Source organism: Agromyces sp. MMS24-K17 (assembly GCF_043950245.1).
Classification (GTDB): domain Bacteria; phylum Actinomycetota; class Actinomycetes; order Actinomycetales; family Microbacteriaceae; genus Agromyces.
This window is the reverse complement of record NZ_CP171640.1, coordinates 3,206,498-3,227,567: the sequence shown is the minus strand read 5'-3', so window position 1 is coordinate 3,227,567 and position 21,070 is coordinate 3,206,498. Positions and strand designations below refer to the sequence as shown.

Genomic DNA, 21,070 nt, shown 5'->3' with positions numbered 1-21,070 from the left:
GGTGACGACCGTGCCGGCAGCGGATGACCCGGGCGCGGGCGAGGCGCTCGTCGGCGCCCCCCTCGCCGACGAGCGCGTCGCCCTCGAGGTGACGGACAGCGAGCGGGTGCTCGACGGCCGTATCTGGGATGTCCGGCGCGACACGGTCGCGTACGGCGGCCGCCCGGTGGTGCGCGACTACGTCGAGCACCCGGGCGCCGTCGGCGTGCTCGCGCTCGACGACGACGACCGGGTGTTCCTGATCAAGCAGTACCGCCACCCGATCCGCACGCGCGACTGGGAGATCCCGGCGGGGCTCCTCGACGTCGACGGCGAGGGCCCGCTCGCCGCCGCCAAGCGCGAACTCGCGGAGGAGGGCGACCTCGTCGCCGCCGAGTGGTCGGTGCTCATCGACATCAACACGTCGCCCGGCGGGAGCGACGAGGTGATCCGGGTGTTCCTCGCGCGCGGGCTCTCGTCGGCGCCCGAGGCCTTCGGACGCGAGGACGAGGAGGCCGACCTCGAGACGCGCTGGGTGCCGCTCGACGAGTGCATCGATGCCGTGCTCGCCGGCCGGCTCCACAACGCGCCCCTCGCGGTCGCGTTGCTCGCGCTCGACGCGGCACGACGACGCGGCCTCGAGGCGCTGCACGCCGCCGACGCGCCCTGGCCGTCGGGCGTGAAGCCCGGCCCGGCCGCCTAGCGGCGGCCGGCGTCACCGAGACGGAGCAGGGAGGCGAGGCGTGACGGCGACGACGGGACAGGGCGGCGCGACGCCGGCCGAGCGGGCGATCGAGGACTACCTCCGCCACCTCGCCGTCGAGCGCGGACTCGCCAGGAACACGATCCTGTCGTACCGTCGCGACCTCGCCGCCTATGCGGAGTGGCTCGCGGAGCGGGGCATCCGCTCGCCCGAGGTCGCGACCGAGGCCGACCTCGCCGCCTTCCGCGGCCACCTCGCGAACGACCGCGTGCCGCCCCTGGCGACGTCGTCGATCGCCCGCCTGCTGTCGGCCGTGCGCGGGCTGCACCGGTTCCTGGTCGAGGAGGGCCGGGCCGAGGCGGATGCCTCACGCGACCTCGCGCCGCCGAAGCCGCCGGCACGCCTGCCGAAGGCGATCTCGGTCGAGGACGTCGAGGCACTGCTCGAGGCGGCATCCGGCGACGAGCCGGGGCGCCTCCGCGACCGGGCGCTGCTCGAGGTGCTCTACGCCACCGGCGCCCGGGTGTCGGAGGCCGTCGGGCTCAACGTCGACGACCTCCTCGTCGAGGGTGACGTGGTGCGCCTCACCGGCAAGGGCGGCAAGCAGCGCATCGTGCCGCTCGGCAGCTACGCGCGCGCGGCCGTCGACGCGTACCTGGTGCGGGCGCGGCCGATGCTGTCCGCACGCGGGAAGGCGACCCCCGCACTGTTCCTCGGCGCGCGCGGCGGACGGCTCGGCCGGCAGGCCGCCTGGGAGGCCATCCGCGGCGCCGCCGGACGGGCGGGCATCGAGGCATCCGTGTCGCCCCACACCCTGCGCCACTCGTTCGCGACGCACCTGCTCGCGGGCGGCGCCGACGTGCGCGTCGTGCAGGAACTGCTCGGGCATTCCTCGGTCGCGACGACCCAGATCTACACCCGCGTCACGGCCGACACGCTCCGCGAGATGTACACGGTCGCGCATCCCCGCGCTCGCTAGACTCGTGCAGGGGGCCCGGCCGGGCCACCGGAGGAGATGGAACGCACGTGATCGAGCAGAAGCAGGACCCGGCGGACGGCATCACCTCGCTGGATCCCGCGCTCGGTCCCACCGGTCGGCCGCATCGCGAGTTCCCCGACCCCGCGCCGCTCACCTCCCACGGACCGGCGCGCATCATCTCGCTCTGCAACCAGAAGGGCGGCGTCGGCAAGACGACGACGACCATCAACCTCGGCGCCGCGCTCGCCGAGGTCGGCCGCCGCGTGCTCGCCGTCGACTTCGACCCGCAGGGGGCGCTGTCGGCGGGCCTCGGGGTGCAGACCCACGACGTGCCGACGATCTACGACCTCCTGCTCTCGCGCTCGATCGCACCGAAGGACGCGATCCAGCAGACCCAGACGCCCGGGCTCGACGTGATCCCGGCGAACATCGACCTCTCCGCCGCCGAGGTGCACCTCGTCAACGAGGTGGCCCGCGAGCAGATCCTCGCCGGCGTGCTGCGCCGCGTCTCGGCCGACTACGACGTCGTCCTCATCGACTGCCAGCCGTCGCTCGGCCTGCTCACCGTGAACGCGCTCACCGCCAGCCACGGCGTCGTGATCCCGCTCGAGTGCGAGTTCTTCGCGCTCCGCGGCGTGGCGCTGCTCATCGAGACGATCGACAAGGTGCGCGACCGGCTGAACCCGGCGATCACGCTCGACGGCATCCTGGCGACGATGTACGACGCGCGCACCCTGCACTCGCGCGAGGTGCTCGACCGGGTGGTCGACGCCTTCGGCGACGAGGTGCTCGAGACGGTCATCACCCGGACGGTGAAGTTCCCCGACGCGACCGTCGCGGCGACGCCGATCACCGAGTTCGCCCCCGAGCACCAGGCGTCGCGCGCGTACCGGCAGCTCGCCCGGGAGCTGGTGTTCCGTGGCGCGGTCGCCTGAGGCCGCGGGCGGCGCGGTCGACGAGGCGGTGACGGGCGCCGGCGGCGAGCCGGCCGCCGAGGTCGATGACGCCGTCGCGGCTGCGGCGGTCGCCGATGCCGTCGCGGATGCCGCGGGCGAGGCATCCGACCCCGCGTTCCGCGTCGCCCTGTCGAACTTCGAGGGGCCGTTCGACCTGCTGCTGTCGCTGATCACCAAGCACGAGCTCGACATCACCGAGATCGCGCTGTCGAAGGTGACCGACGAGTTCATCTCCTACCTGCGCGGCCTCGACGGCGCGGAGGAGCTCGACCGGGCCTCCGAGTTCCTCGTCGTCGCCGCCACCCTGCTCGACCTCAAGGTCGCGGGCCTGCTGCCGCAGGGCGAGCTGGTCGACGCCGAGGACGTCGCGCTGCTCGAGGCCCGCGACCTGCTGTTCGCGCGGCTGCTGCAGTACCGCGCGTTCAAGGTCGCGTCGCGGTGGTTCGCCGACCGCTTCGAGGCCGAGTCGAGCCGGCATGCGCGCACCGTGCGGCTCGAGGAGCGGTTCCGGCAACGGGCGCCCGAACTGCGGTGGACGCTTACGCCCGAGGACTTCGCCGCGCTCGCGGCGCTGGCGTTCGCCCCGAAGGAGGTGCCGGTCGTCGGCCTCGACCACCTGCACGCGCCGCTCGTGTCGATCCGCGAGCAGGCGGCGCACGTCGTCGCGGTGCTCCGGCGTGGCGATCCGGTCACCTTCCGCCAGTTGATCGCCGGCGTCGACCGGCCGGGCGTCGTGATCGCCCGGTTCCTCGCGGTGCTCGAGCTCTACCGGCACGCCGCCATCGGGTTCGAGCAGCTCGAACCGCTCGGCGAACTGACCCTGCGCTGGGCGGCCGACGAGGGCTGGTCCGACGCGAACCTGCAGAACCTGGGAGCCGACTATGACGAGTGATCCGACGGGCGTCGACGAGGCGGTGGATGCCGCGGACGCCGCCGTGCCCGAGGCCGCCGCGGGCGACCTCCCCGCGGCGGACGCCGCCGCGCCCGAGCTCTCGGTCGCCACGCCGCTCGACGTGCCCGGCCAGCCGCACCTCGACCTCGACCGGGCGCTCGAGGCGATCCTGTTCGTCGCCGACGAGCCGCAGGGCGTCGTGACCCTCGCGGCCGCGGTCGCGCGCCCCGTCGCCGAGGTGCGCGCCGCGATCGCGCGACTCGTCGCCGACTACGACGGCACGGGCACCTCGGGGGAGCCGCGCACCGACCGCCCGGCGGACGGCGCTGTGGGCGCGGGGTCGGGAGCCGGCGTCCAGCGGGCCTTCGAGCTCCGCGAGGTGGGCGGCGGCTGGCGCTTCTACGTGCGCGCCGACTACGACCGGATCGTGGCCGACTTCGTGCTCACCCAGCAGTCGATGAAGCTCTCGCAGGCCGCGCTCGAGACGCTCGCCGTCGTGGCGTACAAGCAGCCCATCTCGCGATCGGCGATCGCCTCGATCCGCGCCGTCAACGTCGATTCGGTCGTGCGCACGCTGGTCGGCCGCGGCCTCATCACCGAGGTCGACACCGACCCCGAGACCGGTGCCATCCTGTACGGCACCACCGACCAACTACTGACCCACCTGGGCCTGAACGCCCTCGACGAGCTGCCGCCGATCTCGCCGCTGCTCGACGACGGGCAGGGAGGATTCGACCTTGACCGCGCCTGACTCCGGAACGCCCCGATCGACCGAGGGGGAGCGCCTGCAGAAGGTGCTCGCCGCCGCCGGCGTCGCGAGCCGCCGCATCGTCGAGGAGATGATCGTCGCCGGCCGCATCGAGGTGAACGGACGCATCGTCACCGAGCTCGGCACCCGCGTCGACCCGCTGGCCGACCGGGTCGCCGTCGACGGCACGGCCGTGCAGCTCGACACCGAGAAGCGCTACTACATGCTGAACAAGCCGCGCGGCGTCGTCTCGTCGATGCTCGACGAGCAGGGCCGGCCCGACCTGCGCCGCTTCACGGACGACCTCGAGGAGCGCGTGTACAACGTCGGCCGCCTCGACCAGGACACGAGCGGCCTGCTGCTGCTCACCAACGACGGCGAGCTCGCGCACGTGCTCGCGCACCCGTCGTTCGGCGTCGAGAAGACGTACATCGCGAAGGTCCGCGGGCGCGTGCCCGCCCAGGTGATCCAGCAGCTGAAGCAGGGCATCGAACTCGAGGACGGTCCCATCAAGGCCGACCGGGCCCGCCTCCTGCCGGGCGGCGATGGCGGGTACTCGATGGTCGAGCTCACGCTCCACTCCGGGAAGAACCGGATCGTCCGCCGGATGATGGCGGCGGTGGGGCATCCGGTCGTCGAGCTCGTGCGCCGCCAGTTCGGGCCGCTGCACCTCGGGACCCTCCGTTCGGGCCACCTGCGCGAGTTGACTAGAATCGAACTCGGCAACCTGCTCACGATCGCCCGCGCCGCGGACGCCGGTCGCACGGGCGGAGGCGCCGGACGGAAGGGAAGGGACTGACGTGGTCGAGTCTCGCCTCACCGGACCCGTGCGCGTGGTCGGTGCCGGCCTCCTCGGCACGAGCGTCGCACTCGGGCTGCGCTCGCGCGGCGTCGAGGTGATCCTCGCCGACGCGTCCCCGACCCACGTCGCCATCGCGGGCGACCTGGGCGCCGGGCGCGCCGAGCAGCCCGACGACCGCCCGCAGCTCATCGTCGTCGCGGTGCCGCCGGACGTCACCGCGCGCGTCGTCGCCGCCGAGCTCGCCGCGTTCCCCGAGGCGATCGTCACCGACGTCGCGAGCGTCAAGGCCGGCATCCTCGCCGAGCTCCGCGAACAGGGGGCGGATGTCTCGCGCTACGTCGGCTCCCACCCGCTCGCCGGCCGCGAGCGCGGGGGGCCGCTGGCCGCCCGTGCCGACCTGTTCGCCGGTCGGCCCTGGGTCGTCGCCGCGCACGACGACATCAGCTACCAGCGCGCCGCCGCGATCGATGACCTGATCCTCGACCTCGGCGCCACGCTCGTGGAGATGACCCCGGCGGAGCACGACCGCGGCGTCGCGCTCATCTCCCACGTGCCGCAGGTCGTGTCGACGATCATGGCGCGCCGCTTCATCGACGCCCCGAACGCCGCCCTCGGCCTGGCCGGGCAGGGCGTGCGCGACGTGACTCGCATCGCGGCGAGCGACCCCGACCTGTGGGTGCAGATCCTCGGCGCGAACGCCACGAGCGTCCGCGACATCCTCGTCGACTACCGGGCCGACCTCGACCGCTTCATCGACGCGCTCGCCGACCCGGCCGCGCCGGGCGCGCGACGCCGCGTCGCCGAGGAGCTGGCCGGGGGCAACACCGGCGTCGAACGGCTGCCGGGCAAGCACGGCACCGACAAGCGCTTCACGACCGTCGTCGTCATGGTCGAGGACCGGCCCGCGCAGCTCGCGCGCCTCCTCGCCGAGATCGGCGAGATCGGCGTGAACCTCGAAGACCTCCGGCTCGAGCACTCGCCCGGCCGCCAGGTCGGCCTCGCCGAGGTCGCCGTCCTCCCCGAGGCGGCCGACCGCCTCACCACCGAGCTGGCCGCCCGCGGCTGGCGGATCGCAGGTTGAACGTGTCCGTGCACCACCCCATCGTCGTCGCCGTCGACGGCCCCGCAGGCAGCGGGAAGTCGAGCGTCTCGAAGGCCGTCGCCGGCCGGCTCGGCTTCGGCTTCCTGGACACCGGGGCCGCCTACCGTGCCCTCGCCTGGCACGTCGAGGCGCTGGGGGTCGACACCGCCGACGAGGCATCCGTCATCGCCGCGCTCGAGAGCTTCGCGTACCGGATCGGCACCGACCCGTCGGGCTACGACGTGCACGTCGGCGACGTCGACGTGACCGCCGCGATCCGCGAGCCGCACATCTCCCAGGTCGTGAGCCGCGTCGCCCGGGTGCCCGAGGTGCGCCGGCACCTCATCGCGCTCTTCCGCGCGATCATCGCCGGCGAACGCCGCGACGGCATCGTCGTCGAGGGTCGCGACATCACGACCGTCGTCGCCCCCGACGCGCCCGTGCGCATCCTGCTCACCGCCGACGAGGCCGTCCGCATGACGCGCCGCTCGGCGGAGCACGCCGACCTGCCCGCCGACGCCGTCGGCGCCCAGCTGCGCGCCCGCGACCAGGCCGACTCGAAGGTCGTCGACTTCATGCACGCCGCCGAGGGCGTCATCACCGTCGACTCGACCGACCTCGACTTCGACGGCACCGTCGCCGCCGTGATCGATGTGATCCGCACCGCCGTTCCCACGGCCGACCTGATGGGGGAGAAGCGATGACCGACCGGGACGAGGAGTTCGAGGGCCACGACGACGACCTCGCGGAGCGACTGGCCGACGTCGACGAGGAGCTCGCCGAACAGCGGGCCGCCGCGCTGCGAACCGGCCTCCGCGACTACGACCTCGACGACGAGGACCTCGAGCTGCTCGAGCACGCCGAGGAGGGCGAGGACGGCGTCCACTACCTCCCGGCGCTGCCCGTCATCGCCATCGTGGGACGCCCGAACGTCGGCAAGTCGGCGCTCGTGAACCGGATCCTCGGCCGCCGCGAGGCGGTCGTCGAGGACACCCCGGGCGTCACCCGCGACCGCGTGTCGTACAAGGGCGAGTGGCTCGACCGCCGCTTCACCCTCGTCGACACCGGCGGATGGGAGCCCGACGCGAAGGGCATCGACGCCTCCGTCGCCGCGCAGGCCGAGGTCGCGATCGACCTCAGCGACGTCGTGCTGTTCGTCGTCGACGCCGTGGTCGGCGCGACCGCGACCGACGAGCACGTCGTGCGCCTGCTGCGCAAGGCGAAGAAGCCCGTCTTCCTCGTCGCGAACAAGATGGACGACGCCCGGCAGGAGCCCGAGGCGGCCGCCCTCTGGAACCTCGGGCTGGGCGAGCCCTACCCGGTGTCGGCCCTCCACGGGCGCGGCGTCGCCGACCTCCTCGACGAGGTCTTCAAGGTGCTGCCCGAGACCTCCGCCGTCGCGAAGCAGGAGATCGGCGGCCCGCGCCGGGTCGCGATCCTCGGCCGCCCGAACGTCGGCAAGTCGAGCCTGCTGAACAAGGCCGCAGGCGAGGAGCGCGTCGTCGTGAACGACCTCGCGGGCACCACCCGCGACCCCGTCGACGAGCAGATCGAGCTTGGCGGCCGCGTGTGGCGCTTCGTCGACACCGCCGGCATCCGCCGCCGCGTGCACCTGCAGCAGGGCGCCGACTTCTACGCGTCGCTGCGTACGCAGGCCGCGCTCGAGAAGGCGGAGGTCGCGGTCGTGCTCATCGACGTGACCGTGCCGATCAGCGAGCAGGACGTGCGCATCATCGACCTCGTGCTCGAGTCGGGCCGTGCCCTCGTGCTCGCCTACAACAAGTGGGACGAGCTCGACGACGACCGTCGCCGCTACCTCGAGCGCGAGATCGAGCAGGACCTGCACCACGTCGCGTGGGCGCCGCGGGTGAACATCTCGGCGAAGACCGGCCGGCACCTCGAGAAGCTGGTGCCCGCCCTCGAGACCGCGCTCGAGTCGTGGGACACCCGCATTCCGACGGGCAAGTTCAACGCGTTCCTCACGGAGCTCACCCAGGAGCACCCGCACCCCGTGCGGGGCGGCCGCCAGCCGCGGATCCTGTTCGGCACGCAGGCCGGGAGCCGGCCGCCGACATTCGTGCTCTTCACCACCGGGTTCCTCGACCCGGGGTACCGCCGGTTCATCCAGCGGCGCCTGCGCGAGATCTACGGCTTCCAGGGGTCGCCGATCCTCGTGAACATGCGCGTGCGGGAGAAGCGCGACCGGAAGTAGCGGGAGCGGCGGGCTACTCCGCGATCCGCGCCGCGGGCGCGGCGTCGCCCGCGCCCAGGAGGTGCTCGGCGCGCACGCGCGGCATGGCGAACGCCGCGAACAGCGTCAGCGCCGCGGTGACCGCGACGCCCACGTACACGGCGCCCGATGCCGCCTCGACGACGGCCGGGTCGTGCTGGCCGCCCGGTGAGGCGAGGAAGATGGCGTTCGCGATGGCGCCGAACACGGCGACGCCGACCGCGCTGCCCGCCGAGCGGGAGAACGCGTTGAGGCCGGTGACCACCCCGCGCTCGCTCCAGCCCACCGACGACTGCGCGGCGATGAGGCTCGGCGCGGCCACCCAGCCGAGGCCGAAGCCGATGACGAACGCGATGCCCGCGACCGTCCACGGGTTCGGGTACGGCGCCACGGCGACGAGCGCGACCGAGCCGACGAGGGTGATGATCGCCCCGAGGACGACGGTCGTGCGGAATCCGAAGCGCAGGTACATCCGCCCCGCCTGCGAGGCCGCGAGCGGCCAGCCGAGCGTGAGCGCGGCGACGGCGGTGCCGGCGACGAGCGGCACGACGCCGATCGAGTTCTCCAGGTAGGTCGGGATGTACGACGTGATGCCGATCATCACCGCGCCGACGCCCACGCCGATCAGGGTCGTCGTCGTGATCAGGCGCCGCCCGAACAGGGAGAGGTCGAGCACCGGTTCGGCGGCGCGCCGTTCGACGAACGCGAACGCGACGAGCGAGACGGCGCCGACGCCGAACACCGCGGCCGTCTGCCACGACGCCCACGGCCAGGCGTGGCCGCCCTCGAGGAGGCCGAGGATGACGAGCGTCAGGCCGGTGGTCAGCAGGAGGGCTCCCGCGACGTCGATGCGGTGCTTCCGGCGTTCGATGGTCTCGTGGTAGTTGCGGGTCAGCATGTACGCCGCGATGAGGCAGAGCGGGATGTTGACGAAGAAGATCCAGCGCCACGACGCGAACTGGCTGAACACGCCGCCGAGCGCGGGGCCGACGACCGAGGAGATCGCCCACACGCTCGCGATGTACCCCTGCACGCGGGCGCGCTCGGCGACGGAGTACACGTCGCCGACGATCGTCATCGACATCGGGGCCACGGCGCCGGCGCCGAGGCCCTGGATCGCGCGGAACGCGATGAGGGCGGGCATGCTCCAGGCGAACCCGCACAGGATGGAGCCGACGAGGAACAGCCCCACGCCGACGAGGATCACGGGCTTCCGCCCGACGGTGTCGGCCAGCTTCGAGTAGATCGGCACCGACACCGATTGCGCGAGCAGGTACACCGAGAACAGCCACGGGAACTGCTCGAACGATCCGAGCTCCTTCACCACGCTCGGCACCGCGGTCGCGAGGATGGTCGCGTCGATCGCGATGAGGCCCGTCGCGAGCATCAGGGCGATGAGGATCGGCCCGCGCTCCGATCGGAATCCGACGGCGGCGTTGGGGATCGGTGCACTGGAGCTCACACAGAAGCCAAGGCGTCGTGGCGCGGGACTATTCCGGATCCGCGGGATCGGCGGCGCCGCGCTAGCCTCGCGAGAGGACGTGGGCTGGGGGAGCGGATGTCACGAGCGGACGACAGCGGTACGGATGCGGCGACCACGGCGGGTGCGGTCGTCGCGGTGCTCCGCCGCTACGGCGAGGAGTTGCCCCCGCGCGAACGCGCGGCGGCGGCCGACGAGCCCGACGGCGTGCACCAGGCGCGCATCCTGGTCCGACGCCTCAGGAGCGTGCTCGGCGCTGCCCGGGACGTGTTCGAGGAAGGAGCCGCCGAGCGCGTGCGCGACCGCTTCGAGCGGCTCGGCGACGACCTCGGCGAGGTGCGCGACCTCGAGGTGCGCATCCTGCATGCGGAGGAGCACGTCGCCCCCGGCGCCGATGCGACCGTCGTGGAGCGGCTGATCCTCCGGGAGCGCGATCGCTATCGCGAGGCGCACGCCGAACTCGTCGCGGTGCTCGACGGCGCGGCGGACGTGCACGCGGCGCTGGCGGCGCTCGTCGGGGATCCGCCGGTCGCGGCGTCGAAGGCCGGCGTCGACGCGGAGGTCGGGCTGACCGCGATCCTCCGCCATGAGATCCGCCGGGTCCGCCGCGCGGAGCGGCATGCGTTCGGGGACCTGGATTCGCTCCATCGGCTGCGACGGACCGCGCGGCGCCTGCGCTACACCGTCGAGGCGTTCACCGAGGAGCCGGCCGACCTCCTCGGCGACGACGTCCGAGCGCTCGGTGCGGCGGCCAAGGACGTGCAGGACGTGCTCGGCGACCACCGCGACGCGCTGCTGTTCGCCCTGCAGGTGCGGCGTGCGGAGGCCGACGCGCGCGCGGCGGGGGAGCCGGCCGACGACTACGCGCGGATCGCCGACGATGCGTTCGCGGCGGCGACCGAGCGGATCGAGGCGCTGCCGGAGGCGCTGCGGGCGTTCCACGGCCGCGCGGACGCGGTCGCCGGCTGAGGCTACTCGGCGAGCACGATCTCCATCACCGCGCGCGCCGGCGTCGGCCGGGCCACTTCGACGAACCCGGCGCCCGCGAACATCGAGACCGTGCCGACGAACAGGTCGGCCGCCGGCACCTTCGCGCGCACGGCCGGGTCGATCGCGTAGCCCTCGACGATCCGGGCTCCGTTCGCCCTGGCGTGCTCGACGGCACCGGCGGCGAGGGCCGCCGCGACGCCGCGCCGGCGATGCTCGCGGGGGACGACGAAGCAGGTCAGCGCCCAGACCCCCGGGTCGTCGAGGTCGGGCCGGCGGCTGCCGTCGCGCACGATCCGCTTGGTGCGGAGCCGGGGGAGGTGCGAGCGGGGTTCGATGGCGCACCAGCCGACCGGTGTCTGCCCGTCGTAGGCGACCAGGCCGGCGTTCGTCGCCGGTTCGGCGACCTGCTCGGCGAGCCGGTCGCGGAGTTCGTCGTCGGTCAGCCGCCACTCGGATCCGGGGATCTTGTACCACTGGCACCAGCAGTGCGCCGGGTCGCCCCGAGTGCCGAACACCGCCTCGACGTCGGCGAACAGGGTGTCGTGCGCGGAAACGATGCGGAATCCCTCATCGGACATGCGATCAACGTAGCTCGGGCCGCCGACATCGCACGAGGCATCCGGTCACGCCATTCCCAGAATCGTGAAGTAGATTCATCATGATGTCTGATCACGAAATTCCCGTCACGGTGCTCGACCGTCTGCTGGAGATCGGCGACCTGTTCGAGAGGGACATGGCGCGCGCCTTCGCCGGTACCGCGCTCACGCCCGCGCGCGTCCGCGTGCTCTGGGTGCTGCGGCACCTCGGGCCGATGACCCAGCACGAGCTGGCCGATCGGCTCGAGGTCAGCGCCCGCAACGTCACCGGCCTCGTCGACGCGCTCGAGGCATCCGGACATGTGCGCCGCACGAGGCATCCGACCGACCGGCGCGCGATCGTCGTCGCGCTCACCGATGTGGCCGACGCGCAGCTCGAGCGGATGCAGCGCGAGCACGCCGACCTCACGGCGACGCTGCTCGCCGCCGTGGAGCCCGCCGACCGTGCTGCGCTGCAGCGCGGGGTCGACGCGATCGCCGACCGGCTCCGCGGGCTCGTCGCCGAGGCCGCGGGGGCGGCCGGCCGCACGGCGGATGCCTCGCCCGAGGGGCGGACCCGATGACCGAGACGACCGCGATTCGGCGCGAGGCATCCGCCTGGGCCTCGGTGCGCTCCGGCGCCGCCCGCGCGCTGCGCATGGAGCTGCGGGTGTACGAGAGCCTCGGCCGGCTGGTCGCGCGGCGCCCGGCCCTGCCGGCCGGCGCGTCGGGCTTCGGGTACCACCGGCCGGTGATGACCGTGCTCGTCGTGTTCATCGTGCTCTCGGCGGTCGAGATCCCGATCATCGACCTCATCGTGCACCAGTGGCCGCCCGTGCGGATCGGGTTCCTCGTGCTCGGCATCTGGGGGCTGACCTGGATGCTCGGGCTGCTCGCCGCCTTCCTCACACGTCCGCACACGGTCGGGCCCGACGGCATCCGCGTGCGCAACGGGCTCGAGGTCGACATCCCGCTCAGCTGGGACGACATCGCGGCGGTCGCACCCGCGCGCCGCGTCGACGAGCCGAAGTCGCCGCGCGTGCTCGACGAGGTCGGGGCGGGCGGCGACCGGTGCCGCGCGCTCGCGCTGCGCATGCAGGACGAGACGAACGTCGAGATCCGCCTCGAGGGGCCGACCGTCGTGCGGTTGCCCGGACGCGCGCCGAAGGGCGGCGAGCACCGCGTCGAGGTCGTGCGGCTCTGGACCGACGACCAGGCGGGGTTCCTCGCCGCGGTGCGGCGGCACATCCCCTGAGCCGGGTCGGACCCGCGGACGTGCACGAGCACCCCTCCGGATGCCGCTATGATTGACGAGTTGCCTCCGAGCGATCGGAGGTGGCGGGCTGTGGCGCAGCTTGGTAGCGCACTTGACTGGGGGTCAAGGGGTCGCAGGTTCAAATCCTGTCAGCCCGACACAGAAAACAGCAGATCAGCGCTCGTTTCCCTTCACTGGGGAACGGGCGCTGTCTCGTTCCTAGCGTCTTCGTTGTGCGCTCGTTGTGCACTCGCTCGGGGGATGAGCGCGGAAGCGTTCTCCGCAGCGAGGCGGGCGCGGTCGCCGATCAGATGCGAGTACACGTCCGACGTGATGCCGATCGACGAGTGTCCGAGTCGCTTCGAGACGAGAGCGATGTCAGCGCCAGACGCGAGCAGCAGTGACGCGTGCTCGTGCCGCAGCCCGTGCAGCGTCATCTTCGGGAGCCCCGCGCGATCACGCAGACGCTCGAACTGCCGCGTGAGATACGGCGGCTTCAGCGGCTCGCCCGACTCGTACGTGAACACGTAGCCCGAATCCGTCCAGGCATCGCCCCATGCGTCGCGCTCAGCGCTCTGCACGAGCTTCCACGCGACGAGCGTGCCGACAGCTGCGTCGTCCAGCTGCACGACGCGTCGACCCGCCGCCGTCTTGGGCGACCCCGCGACGACTGCGGCGTCGGCCTGTACGAGCGTGTGGCGCACCGTCAGCTGCCGCGTCGAGAGGTCGACATCGATCCAGCGCAGCCCGGCGAGCTCCGCACGGCGCAGCCCTGTGAACGCGGCGAGCTCGAACACAGCGCCGATGCGATGCTGCGCCGCTTCGTCGAGGAACGCGCCGACCTGCGCGGGCTCCCACGGGTGGAACTCGCGCGTGCTCACACGCGGCACAGGCGCGCGTGCTGCCGGGTTCGCGCCGATGATCTCGTCGGACACGGCGTCGCTGAGCGCGGTCGAGAGCAGCCGCACGATCGCCTGCACGGTGCGAGCGCCGCGACCGTCGAGCCCGCTCGTGAAGTCGCGCACGTGCGAACGCCGGATGTCGGTGAGCTTCATCCGTCCCAGCTGTGACGGGGCGATGTCCTGCACGATGTAGCGCCGATAGTTCGCGACGGTCGACGACTTCAGCCCGGTGCCGGTGTTCGTGCGGCGCGGCAGCCACTCGTCGAGGAATTCGCGCAGCGTGATCTTCGACGGCTCGATGTACTCGCCGCGATGGTGCTTCGCAGCGGCCTCAGCGAGCGCTCGCTGTGCGTCTCGCCGGGTGGCGAAATTGCCTTCGCGAGTCTGAAGGCGTCTGCCCGCTGCGTCGACGCCACGCGAGAGGTAGTAGCCCCATCGCCCGTGCTTGCGGTCGCTGAGCAACTGCGGGCACGCGCGCGATGTCTGCGCTGTCGTGGGCTTGTCGGGCAGGTTGCCGTAGCGCTTGCCGTGGGCGTCGACGCAGGCGCATCGTCTATAGATCATCGGTTGTCCTCTTTCGGTGGGATGAGCCCGAGGGCTCGACATTCGTCGATGCGACGATGCGCCGTCGCGCGGCTGATGTTGAGCGCTTGCCACGTCTGCTTGACCGGATCGGCTCTGCCAGCGCGGTAGAAGCTGAGATAGACCTTCGCGAACTGTTCAAGATCGCTGCGACTCGGGCGCGCCGCCCCCGCTTCGATTCGGCGGCTGTGCTCGGTGCTGTCGTGGCAATCGATGCGATCTCGTCAGCGACGCCCTCGAAGCGTGCAAGCTCTGTCGTCGGGTCGATCGCGCCGACTGACGGCGGGGGAGTGCCACCGCTCTCGCGCCACGCAATCGTCTTCAAGATCGCGGCGGGTTGGATCGCGCGCAGCGTGTTCGCGGTGATCTCGCGCTCGTCCCTCATGAGCATGCCCGTGATGATGAGTCGCCCGTCTGCTGCCTCAGCAACGCGAACCCAGAACCGCCCAGTGTCGGACTCACTCACCGCGATCCAGCTGTCTTCATCGAGCGCAGGCAGCGGCTGGTCGGGGTGAACATCCCATGCGCGAAGTGTCTTCATGGACTGGATGCTACACGGGCGCAACCCAATTTGCGACATTCGCGCGTGAGACAGACAAGACTGGCTCAAGACCAGTATTCAGAAGGAGTGTGGTGTCTCACTAAACGCGCTGTAAGGAAACTTTGCTCCCACGCGCGCTGTTGTCTCAATGGCGCATCATGGTGCACATGATGGACGTGATCGACGAAGCGCGAGCCCGGCGCAGCCTCCCCGCCCCGGCGCTCGCCAAAGCAATTCGCGAAGCCGCAGGCGTCAGCCAGTCGGCTGTCGCCCGAACGCTCGGTGTCAACCGCATGACGATCTCCCGTTGGGAAGCAGGGTTCTGCCGACCGAGCCCTGAGCACCTGAACGCGTACTCCGACGTGCTGCGAGCGCTCGAAGCAGAGACGCGAGGCGACTGATGACCCGCGCAGAACTCGCCGAGCGCCTCACGATCAGCGTCGAAGAGGCCGGGGAAGCGCTCGGTATAGGGCGCACCGCAGCCTACGCGGCAGCGCGTGGTGGCGAGCTCCCCACAGTGCGTCTCGGCAGACGGCTGCTGGTGCCGACGACGGCGCTGCTCGCGCTGCTCGACGCCAGCACTGAACACGCAGAGCACTGATCCAACCCAGCGGCTCCCACCGCAACATCGAAACCGAATCACCGAACACGGGAGTCCACATGTCCGAGTCCAGCCAGTGCAACCTCATCGCCGATGACGTGCAGATCAGGCTTCTGATCTCGCTCCACACCGACGAGCGCAGCATCACGCCGACGCGGCAGCAGCTGACCGCTTGGCGGCGGCTCTCGTCGGCTGATGCTGACGTGCGCATCATCGAGTACCTGAAGCGCTCCGTCAACGTGGGAGCGCACGCGTGAGCGGAGCCGCAGCTGAGTGGGCGATGAGGAACGACGGCGAGCGGTCGACCGCGCAGCAGATCGTGCTCATCACCATCGGCGATCACTACAACGAGCGGGTGCGGCGCGCATGGCCGAGTCGTGAACGGATAGCCGCCCGCACGAGGCTGAAGGTGCGCTCCATCGTCGATGCGCTGAACGCCCTGGCACTCGAAGGCGTGATCGAGCGCGAGGTCTGGCGCGACGCGAGGAGCGGCGCTCAGCTGAGCACGCGCTACGCGCTGCCGCTGTACGACCCCACGTCGCGTGCGTCGAGCCACGAGGTGCTCGCGGTCGAGATCAGCAAAGGCAACTGGGTCGCCGCAGGGGGTGCAGCAGATGCACGGGGGGAGGGGGCATCCAATGCACGGGGAGGGGGTGCAGCTAACGCATCGACCCCCGTGCAGCAGGTGCACCCAAAACTGATAGATACCAAACACATACCCAAGAGCGTTCATCGCGAGGCGCTGAACACAATCGACGACGCATTCGACAGCTGGTGGGCGGTCTACCCGAAAAAGCAGGGCAAGGTCGATGCGCGCAAGGCGTTCGCGCAGCTGTACAAGCGCGGTGATCTTCCCGAGCTCGGCACGCTCATTGCTCGCACGAAGCGCTACGCAGCGAAGCAGACCGATCCGACGTACACGAAGCAGCCCGCTGGGTGGCTTCGCACTGGGCGCTACGAAGACGACGATCTCGCCGTTCCTGTAGCGAAGCGGAGCGACGGAGCTCGGCAGATGAGCGCATGGCTCGAAGCTCGCGGCTCATCGCTCGCCGAGTACGAGCAGCGCAAGGGCGAGCCCGGCTGGCTCGAAGCGCTGAAGCAGCGGGAGGCGTCGTGAACGAGCCGAACAGCATCACTGCGAACCCGGACACACACAGAGCAGGACACAACAGGAGGTCACGCATGACGAACCAGACATCACCGAGCAAGGGCAAGACGCGCACGCAGATCGCCGCGACGGCTCGCGAGCGAGAGGCGAAGGCGCTGAAGCTGCGCATCCTCGGCTACTCGTACGAGAGCGTCGCGACGGAGCTCGGCTTCGCGCACCGCAGCGCCGCCCGCAAGTCGGTGCAGCGCGCGCTCGATGCGATCCCTCGTGAGGCGGCGACGGAGCTCCGCGAACTTGAGTTCGAGCGTCTTGACATGATGCAGCGCGCGCTCGCTTCGGCTGTGGTGAAGGGTCATCTCGGCGCGATTGATCGGATGCTGCGAATCATGGACATGCGCGCGAAGCTCGCCGGGCTTTACACAGAGCAGCACGACACGGGCATCGCCGAGGTCAAGGTCGTGCTCGCGGCGTTCATGAGTGCTGCTGTCGCTGAGGAGTTCGACGACGAGGACGAAGCGCTGGACGACGATCTCAGCGTCGCATCCGGGGCAGGCGAGCCGACGCCTGCCCTCGACGAGGGGAGCGCGTCTCCGTCGAACCTCGCGCTGCGCGCACGTGAGACGGGCGAAGGGACGCCCTGATGGTGCATCCGCGCGACAGCACGATTCGATCGAAGCGCCGATGCTGTCGTTCCCGGTGCACAACCGGTGCACAACCGCGACGAAAACCGCTGATCAGACGGGGACTCGCTTGATGACGAGTCAAGTTCTCCGCACCGCAGATGCGCCGGTGTCTGCAACCACGACAACCCTGCGCGCAGATAGCGCGCAGTGACCCGGCCGCACGGCCACCGAACAAGGGAGACATCCAGATGACGAACTACGCCGAGCTCACGAAGTCGTTCCGCGACGAAATCACGCGCGCAGTGACGACGCCCGACCCCGACTTGACCGACGAGGCGAACGCCACGCGGCAGCGTCGCACGATCGCCCAGGCACGCGAGCGGCTGCTGGCCGCACGCCCGCAGCTGCCGCAGCCGGGGCAGAGCCGCGACGCGGTGCTCGCCGCGCTGCTGCCGCGCACCGCTGACGAGATCGCAGTCGCCCAGCACGAGCAGACGAAGGTGCGCGCTCTGCTCGATGCCGGGCAGAGCCTCACCCGCATCATCGCGGACGCGACCCCTGAGCGGGCGCTGGCGATCGCCGATCTCGTCGAGACGCTGCCCGACGTGCTCGTGTCGGAGAGCCGCGCCGAGATCATCGCCGAGACGCACGCCGCTGTGTTCGACCGGCTCGCCGATCTCGGTGTCGGGAGCGCAGCACGTGCGCGCACTGTCGAGCAGGAGAACGCGCCCGCGCTCGCGTGGCGCCGGGCGATGACCGAGGTCGCCGAGAGCTTCGACGCGTCGATCGGCACGTGGCAGGACGTGTACCGCGTCGACCGCGAGGGCTACGAGCTCGCACGCAGCGGCGGCGACGACAGCACCGCGCACCAGCTGCGCCGGGTCGACGGGACACCCGTCACCGCCTGACGCTCGAACGCACGACGCCCCCGGCATCCGTCCACAGGAAGCCGGGGGCATCGTCGTGTGACCCACCAACCGAACAATCCCGAGTGTACGAGTCGACACAGACAGTGCGTCGTTGCTCTTCGTCCGGCAGGAAGTAGTGTTCGCGACATGAGTGAAGAAGTCATCGCCGCCCTCGTGGGCGCCCTCGTCGGCACGGCAGTCACGGTCGTGGTCACGCTGCTCGGGCGGTGGTGGACATCCCGCGACGCGCGAGCTTCAAGCCGTCGCCTATACAGCGAGCACGCCGAGAAGCGACTTCAGAGGTTCGTTACCGCGCAAACTCACGAAGAGCTCGACGCCCTCAATCACGACTCGTTCGCTGTGAGCGGCATGGGCCGATACGTTCCGAGTCGAGCTGGGGCGGTGCACCTCTGGTTCGTCCTTCAGCAGGCCACACTTTTCCAGGACGCTGTAGTGAAGGTGCGGGCAAAGACGGAAGATCCCGAGGACTGGGCGAAGCGGCAGATTCAGCTCTACGGCGACGCGATTGATGTGTTGTCGGAACTCAATGACTGGTCTCGCGGCTCGATCAGTCGCCGCTCAGCATGGTTCTGGTGGCAGCTTCGAACAACGGAGCGCTACGACTGGCTTCGGAATAAGAAACTGGGGCGAGCTGAAGAAAAGAAGATCGTCGCCGGGCGAAAGGCGAAGGCACGTGATGCACGCGAGCGGTTACGTGCTGAACGAAGCGTCGGAGTCTGACCGCGCCGCGTTTAGTCGAGCGTCACGACTGAGTGGTGCCGCTCGCCGTTCGGTCGCACCCAGTGGAGCTCAGCGCTGATCTGCGAAGCGGAGCCCATGTGTCGCCACCAACTCAGCATCATTGACTCGCCCGGCCGCATCGTCTCGGTCGTCGGCCTCACGAAACGAAACTTCTCGCGCTCCGTGTGCTCATCGTCCATCGTGATGCGCACGTCGCTCAGCGGTTCATCGCCGCCGAGGATGAACTTGTAGGAGCGACTGCTCTTCTCGCGCGTCGGGATCATGCTCCACGGGTTGCGGTACTTCTCGCGCTCGGCGCGCTCGCGCGCATTCTGCTCTTCGACGGCTGACGCGATGCGCTCGGACGCAGCGACAGCGCGCTCTTCATGGTCTTGTGCCTCGCTCGCGGACTCACGGGCGTCGAGCCGCGACCGTCGAGCCTCCCATGCTTGCCAGCCAGCGACCAGCGCGGCAATGACGGCGATTCCGGTTGCGATCCACTCCATACGCGCGAGACTACCCAGCCGCACCGACAGTGGCAGGCGAGCCGATGCCTTAGCCGTTTGCCGCTTGGCCCTCCCCATGCCGACCGATTGGCTTCATCCGGTCGATACGGTCACCGTTCGTGATCGCGACGAGCTCACTCACAACGCCCGTCGCCTTCGACACGATCAAAGGTTGCTCACCAACTGGGATCGGCTCGTGCGGCCCGCGAGCTCGCAGCACGAGATACGCGTCTGCGTCTTCCCAGCCGTGCGCGGCGATCTCGTGTCCGGTGGCTGCTCTCGCGAGCTCGCGGGCGTCGTCGAAGCTGATCACTCGATGTTTCCCTCGTTGTGCACTCGTTGTGCGAATGCCCCATCACGAGCCAGAACGAGACGACACGAGCCAGCACGATGATGCCCGAACTTCCGCACGAATCCGCCCTTCCCGATACTCGACGACACTCGATAACAGGTGGCCGACTTGACTGGGGGTCAAGGGGTCGCAGGTTCAAATCCTGTCAGCCCGACCAGATGTCCCGGAAACCCGAGGGTTTCCGGGACATTCGCGTTTCCGCGCCGATCACGCCGAGACATCCAATCTTCGCGTCGGACTCGGCAGCGAGCATCCGACGGCCGCGGTGTCGGCGGTGCGTGCGACGATCTCCACCACGATCGAGCGTGGGAGACAGGATGCGGGGCGAGGCGACGGTGCTGCACGCCGACCTCGATGCGTTCTACGCATCGGTCGAGCAGCGGGATGCACCCGCGTTGCGTGGTCGGCCGGTCATCGTCGGTGGAGGGGTCGTGCTCGCCGCGAGCTATGAGGCGAAAGCCCGGGGGGTGCGCACCGCGATGGGCGGTCGGCAGGCGCGCGACCTGTGCCCGGAGGCCATCGTCGTTCCTCCCCGGATGGACGCCTACTCCGCGGCCAGCAAGGACGTGTTCGCGATCTTCCGCGACACCACGCCGCTCGTCGAGGGCATCTCCATCGACGAGGCCTTCCTGGAGGTCGGCGGGCTCCGCCGCATCGCGGGCACGCCCGAAGAGATCGCCGTGCGGCTGCGGCATCGGGTGCGAGCCGAGGTCGGTTTGGCGATCTCGGTCGGGATCGCACGGACCAAGTTCCTCGCCAAGGTCGCCAGCGCGGTCAGCAAGCCCGACGGGCTGCTCCTGGTCGAACCCGACCGGGAGCAGGAGTTCCTGCATCCGTTGCCGGTCGAGCGGCTCTGGGGCGTCGGCGCCGTGACCGCTGAGAAGCTGCATCGGCTCGGCATCCGAACGGTCGGCGAGCTCGCCGAGCTCGAAGCCGCGACCGCCGAGCGCGTGCTGGGCAGGGCGACCGGTGCGCACGTGCACGCGTTGGCCAGGCTGCGGGATCCTCGCCCGGTCGAGGTCGCGCGACGTCGCGGATCCATCGGCTCGCAGCGGGCCCTCGGCAGCCGGCCGCGCTCGTTCGAGGAACTCGACCTCATCCTCACGCAGATCGTCGATCGGCTCGCTCGACGCCTCCGCGACGGCGATCGGATGTGTCGCACGGTCGTGCTTCGCCTGCGCTACGGCGACTTCACCAAGGCGACCCGATCCCAGACGGTCGGCGCTCCGACCGACCGCACCACCCTGCTCCTCTCCGTCGCACGTGACCTGCTCGCCGCCGCTCGGCCGGCGATCGCGGATCGGGGGATCACGCTCATCGGCATCTCGCTGTCGCACCTGCGCCGCACCGGCGATCTGCAGCCCGAGCTGCCGATCGACTGGGGCGATGGAGCGCGACTCGACACGGCGTTGGACGCCGTGCGCGACCGCTTCGGTGCCTCATCCGTCGGCCGGGCCGCGCAACTCGGTCGTGATCCCGGCTGGTCGACGCCGGTGCTGCCCGAGCACGAGTGACGGCGCTTCGAGGCCGGGCATA

At 70.8% G+C, this 21,070-nt stretch carries 26 protein-coding genes and 1 tRNA gene; 21 read left to right on the top strand and 6 right to left on the bottom strand.

Annotation, left to right across the window (positions count from 1 at the left end; genetic code table 11):
• The first annotated feature begins 10 nt into the window (after positions 1-10).
• Genes ACGGZK_RS14830 through der form a run of 9 tightly spaced genes read left to right on the top strand, consistent with a single transcriptional unit; the run spans position 11 to position 8,352 of the window.
• Entirely contained in the window at positions 11-682 is a 672-nt protein-coding gene (locus ACGGZK_RS14830; RefSeq protein WP_395246102.1) for an NUDIX domain-containing protein, read from the top strand.
• A 40-nt stretch (positions 683-722) separates the two neighbouring features.
• Positions 723-1,661: a site-specific tyrosine recombinase XerD gene (xerD, locus tag ACGGZK_RS14825; RefSeq protein ID WP_395243394.1), complete on the top strand. Its 939-nt coding sequence runs from the start codon at positions 723-725 to the stop codon at positions 1,659-1,661.
• Between the two features lie 50 nt (positions 1,662-1,711).
• The gene (locus tag ACGGZK_RS14820; RefSeq protein WP_395246101.1) at positions 1,712-2,596 is read left to right on the top strand and encodes a ParA family protein; all 885 of its coding nucleotides are present in this window, start codon (positions 1,712-1,714) and stop codon (positions 2,594-2,596) included.
• Between the two features lie 28 nt (positions 2,597-2,624).
• Positions 2,625-3,509, top strand: coding sequence for a segregation and condensation protein A (locus ACGGZK_RS14815; protein WP_395246100.1), 885 nt, complete (start codon positions 2,625-2,627; stop codon positions 3,507-3,509).
• Complete coding sequence (locus ACGGZK_RS14810; RefSeq protein ID WP_395243393.1) at positions 3,499-4,260, top strand: SMC-Scp complex subunit ScpB; 762 nt, start codon at positions 3,499-3,501, stop codon at positions 4,258-4,260. Before ACGGZK_RS14815 ends, ACGGZK_RS14810 begins: the two co-directional genes overlap by 11 nt.
• On the top strand, positions 4,247-5,056 hold the full coding sequence (locus ACGGZK_RS14805; RefSeq protein WP_395243392.1) for a pseudouridine synthase: 810 nt from the start codon (positions 4,247-4,249) through the stop codon (positions 5,054-5,056). Before ACGGZK_RS14810 ends, ACGGZK_RS14805 begins: the two co-directional genes overlap by 14 nt.
• A gap of 1 nt (position 5,057) precedes the next feature.
• Complete coding sequence (locus ACGGZK_RS14800) at positions 5,058-6,140, top strand: prephenate dehydrogenase (RefSeq protein ID WP_395243391.1); 1,083 nt, start codon at positions 5,058-5,060, stop codon at positions 6,138-6,140.
• A gap of 8 nt (positions 6,141-6,148) precedes the next feature.
• Entirely contained in the window at positions 6,149-6,844 is a 696-nt protein-coding gene (gene cmk, locus ACGGZK_RS14795) for a (d)CMP kinase (protein ID WP_395243390.1), read from the top strand.
• Positions 6,841-8,352, top strand: coding sequence for a ribosome biogenesis GTPase Der (gene der / locus ACGGZK_RS14790; protein WP_395243389.1), 1,512 nt, complete (start codon positions 6,841-6,843; stop codon positions 8,350-8,352). Before cmk ends, der begins: the two co-directional genes overlap by 4 nt.
• 13 nt (positions 8,353-8,365) lie before the next feature.
• On the opposite strand, the gene ACGGZK_RS14785 is transcribed toward der, so the two are convergent.
• Entirely contained in the window at positions 8,366-9,757 is a 1,392-nt protein-coding gene (locus ACGGZK_RS14785) for an MFS transporter (protein ID WP_395246099.1), read from the bottom strand.
• Between the two features lie 171 nt (positions 9,758-9,928).
• Between ACGGZK_RS14785 and ACGGZK_RS14780 the strand changes: the two genes are divergently transcribed.
• Positions 9,929-10,819 carry a CHAD domain-containing protein gene (locus ACGGZK_RS14780; protein ID WP_395243388.1) on the top strand — a complete coding sequence of 297 codons (891 nt, stop codon included), beginning with the start codon at positions 9,929-9,931 and terminating at the stop codon, positions 10,817-10,819.
• Between the two features lie 2 nt (positions 10,820-10,821).
• Here ACGGZK_RS14780 and ACGGZK_RS14775 read toward each other — a convergent pair whose 3' ends face one another.
• The gene (locus ACGGZK_RS14775; RefSeq protein WP_395243387.1) at positions 10,822-11,418 is read right to left on the bottom strand and encodes a GNAT family N-acetyltransferase; all 597 of its coding nucleotides are present in this window, start codon (positions 11,416-11,418) and stop codon (positions 10,822-10,824) included.
• A gap of 83 nt (positions 11,419-11,501) precedes the next feature.
• Here ACGGZK_RS14775 and ACGGZK_RS14770 point away from each other — a divergent pair, with 83 nt between their 5' ends.
• From ACGGZK_RS14770 to ACGGZK_RS14760, 3 genes are all read left to right on the top strand, one after another.
• Complete coding sequence (locus ACGGZK_RS14770; RefSeq protein WP_395243386.1) at positions 11,502-11,999, top strand: MarR family winged helix-turn-helix transcriptional regulator; 498 nt, start codon at positions 11,502-11,504, stop codon at positions 11,997-11,999.
• Positions 11,996-12,670 (top strand): hypothetical protein, encoded by a 675-nt coding sequence (locus ACGGZK_RS14765; protein WP_395243385.1) that lies wholly within the window; start codon positions 11,996-11,998, stop codon positions 12,668-12,670. Before ACGGZK_RS14770 ends, ACGGZK_RS14765 begins: the two co-directional genes overlap by 4 nt.
• 84 nt (positions 12,671-12,754) lie before the next feature.
• A tRNA-Pro gene (locus ACGGZK_RS14760) sits at positions 12,755-12,828 on the top strand.
• Between the two features lie 33 nt (positions 12,829-12,861).
• Here ACGGZK_RS14760 and xerC read toward each other — a convergent pair.
• Positions 12,862-14,136: a tyrosine recombinase XerC gene (xerC, locus tag ACGGZK_RS14755; protein ID WP_395243384.1), complete on the bottom strand. Its 1,275-nt coding sequence runs from the start codon at positions 14,134-14,136 to the stop codon at positions 12,862-12,864.
• On the bottom strand, positions 14,126-14,695 hold the full coding sequence (locus ACGGZK_RS14750; protein WP_395243383.1) for a hypothetical protein: 570 nt from the start codon (positions 14,693-14,695) through the stop codon (positions 14,126-14,128). The genes xerC and ACGGZK_RS14750 overlap by 11 nt, the downstream gene beginning before the upstream one ends.
• Positions 14,696-14,862: 167 nt before the next feature.
• On the opposite strand from ACGGZK_RS14750, the gene ACGGZK_RS14745 reads away from it, so the two are divergent.
• From ACGGZK_RS14745 to ACGGZK_RS14715, 7 genes are all read left to right on the top strand, one after another.
• Positions 14,863-15,096, top strand: a complete 234-nt coding sequence (locus ACGGZK_RS14745) for a helix-turn-helix domain-containing protein (RefSeq protein WP_395243382.1) — start codon at positions 14,863-14,865, stop codon at positions 15,094-15,096.
• Positions 15,096-15,296 carry a helix-turn-helix domain-containing protein gene (locus ACGGZK_RS14740; protein ID WP_395243381.1) on the top strand — a complete coding sequence of 67 codons (201 nt, stop codon included), beginning with the start codon at positions 15,096-15,098 and terminating at the stop codon, positions 15,294-15,296. Before ACGGZK_RS14745 ends, ACGGZK_RS14740 begins: the two co-directional genes overlap by 1 nt.
• Before the next feature lie 59 nt (positions 15,297-15,355).
• Positions 15,356-15,553, top strand: coding sequence for a hypothetical protein (locus ACGGZK_RS14735; RefSeq protein ID WP_395243380.1), 198 nt, complete (start codon positions 15,356-15,358; stop codon positions 15,551-15,553).
• Entirely contained in the window at positions 15,550-16,413 is an 864-nt protein-coding gene (locus ACGGZK_RS14730) for a helix-turn-helix domain-containing protein (protein WP_395243379.1), read from the top strand. Before ACGGZK_RS14735 ends, ACGGZK_RS14730 begins: the two co-directional genes overlap by 4 nt.
• A gap of 65 nt (positions 16,414-16,478) precedes the next feature.
• The gene (locus ACGGZK_RS14725) at positions 16,479-17,045 is read left to right on the top strand and encodes a hypothetical protein (protein WP_395243378.1); all 567 of its coding nucleotides are present in this window, start codon (positions 16,479-16,481) and stop codon (positions 17,043-17,045) included.
• Positions 17,046-17,275: 230 nt separating this feature from the next.
• Complete coding sequence (locus tag ACGGZK_RS14720; protein ID WP_395243377.1) at positions 17,276-17,935, top strand: hypothetical protein; 660 nt, start codon at positions 17,276-17,278, stop codon at positions 17,933-17,935.
• Between the two features lie 147 nt (positions 17,936-18,082).
• Complete coding sequence (locus ACGGZK_RS14715; RefSeq protein WP_395243376.1) at positions 18,083-18,676, top strand: hypothetical protein; 594 nt, start codon at positions 18,083-18,085, stop codon at positions 18,674-18,676.
• A gap of 11 nt (positions 18,677-18,687) precedes the next feature.
• Here ACGGZK_RS14715 and ACGGZK_RS14710 read toward each other — a convergent pair whose 3' ends face one another.
• On the bottom strand, positions 18,688-19,182 hold the full coding sequence (locus ACGGZK_RS14710; RefSeq protein WP_395243375.1) for a hypothetical protein: 495 nt from the start codon (positions 19,180-19,182) through the stop codon (positions 18,688-18,690).
• A 49-nt stretch (positions 19,183-19,231) separates the two neighbouring features.
• Positions 19,232-19,495: a hypothetical protein gene (locus tag ACGGZK_RS14705; RefSeq protein ID WP_395243374.1), complete on the bottom strand. Its 264-nt coding sequence runs from the start codon at positions 19,493-19,495 to the stop codon at positions 19,232-19,234.
• A 356-nt stretch (positions 19,496-19,851) separates the two neighbouring features.
• On the opposite strand from ACGGZK_RS14705, the gene dinB reads away from it, so the two are divergent.
• On the top strand, positions 19,852-21,048 hold the full coding sequence (dinB, locus tag ACGGZK_RS14700; protein WP_395246098.1) for a DNA polymerase IV: 1,197 nt from the start codon (positions 19,852-19,854) through the stop codon (positions 21,046-21,048).
• The last annotated feature ends 22 nt before the right edge of the window (positions 21,049-21,070 follow it).

Bases quoted from the DNA above. Each gene is read 5' to 3' on its own strand.
- ACGGZK_RS14765 (WP_395243385.1), top strand. From the start codon at position 11,996: ATGACCGAGACGACCGCGATTCGGCGCGAGGCATCCGCCTGGGCCTCG.
- ACGGZK_RS14785 (WP_395246099.1), bottom strand. From the start codon at position 9,757: ATGCTCGCGACGGGCCTCATCGCGATCGACGCGACCATCCTCGCGACC.
- xerC (WP_395243384.1), bottom strand. From the start codon at position 14,136: ATGATCTATAGACGATGCGCCTGCGTCGACGCCCACGGCAAGCGCTAC.
- ACGGZK_RS14720 (WP_395243377.1), top strand. From the start codon at position 17,276: ATGACGAACTACGCCGAGCTCACGAAGTCGTTCCGCGACGAAATCACG.
- ACGGZK_RS14745 (WP_395243382.1), top strand. From the start codon at position 14,863: ATGATGGACGTGATCGACGAAGCGCGAGCCCGGCGCAGCCTCCCCGCC.
- ACGGZK_RS14775 (WP_395243387.1), bottom strand. From the start codon at position 11,418: ATGTCCGATGAGGGATTCCGCATCGTTTCCGCGCACGACACCCTGTTC.
- ACGGZK_RS14750 (WP_395243383.1), bottom strand. From the start codon at position 14,695: ATGAAGACACTTCGCGCATGGGATGTTCACCCCGACCAGCCGCTGCCT.
- ACGGZK_RS14770 (WP_395243386.1), top strand. From the start codon at position 11,502: ATGTCTGATCACGAAATTCCCGTCACGGTGCTCGACCGTCTGCTGGAG.
- ACGGZK_RS14780 (WP_395243388.1), top strand. From the start codon at position 9,929: ATGTCACGAGCGGACGACAGCGGTACGGATGCGGCGACCACGGCGGGT.
- ACGGZK_RS14710 (WP_395243375.1), bottom strand. From the start codon at position 19,182: ATGGAGTGGATCGCAACCGGAATCGCCGTCATTGCCGCGCTGGTCGCT.
- dinB (WP_395246098.1), top strand. From the start codon at position 19,852: ATGCGGGGCGAGGCGACGGTGCTGCACGCCGACCTCGATGCGTTCTAC.
- der (WP_395243389.1), top strand. From the start codon at position 6,841: ATGACCGACCGGGACGAGGAGTTCGAGGGCCACGACGACGACCTCGCG.
- ACGGZK_RS14810 (WP_395243393.1), top strand. From the start codon at position 3,499: ATGACGAGTGATCCGACGGGCGTCGACGAGGCGGTGGATGCCGCGGAC.
- ACGGZK_RS14715 (WP_395243376.1), top strand. From the start codon at position 18,083: ATGAGTGAAGAAGTCATCGCCGCCCTCGTGGGCGCCCTCGTCGGCACG.
- ACGGZK_RS14740 (WP_395243381.1), top strand. From the start codon at position 15,096: ATGACCCGCGCAGAACTCGCCGAGCGCCTCACGATCAGCGTCGAAGAG.
- ACGGZK_RS14725 (WP_395243378.1), top strand. From the start codon at position 16,479: ATGACGAACCAGACATCACCGAGCAAGGGCAAGACGCGCACGCAGATC.
- ACGGZK_RS14735 (WP_395243380.1), top strand. From the start codon at position 15,356: ATGTCCGAGTCCAGCCAGTGCAACCTCATCGCCGATGACGTGCAGATC.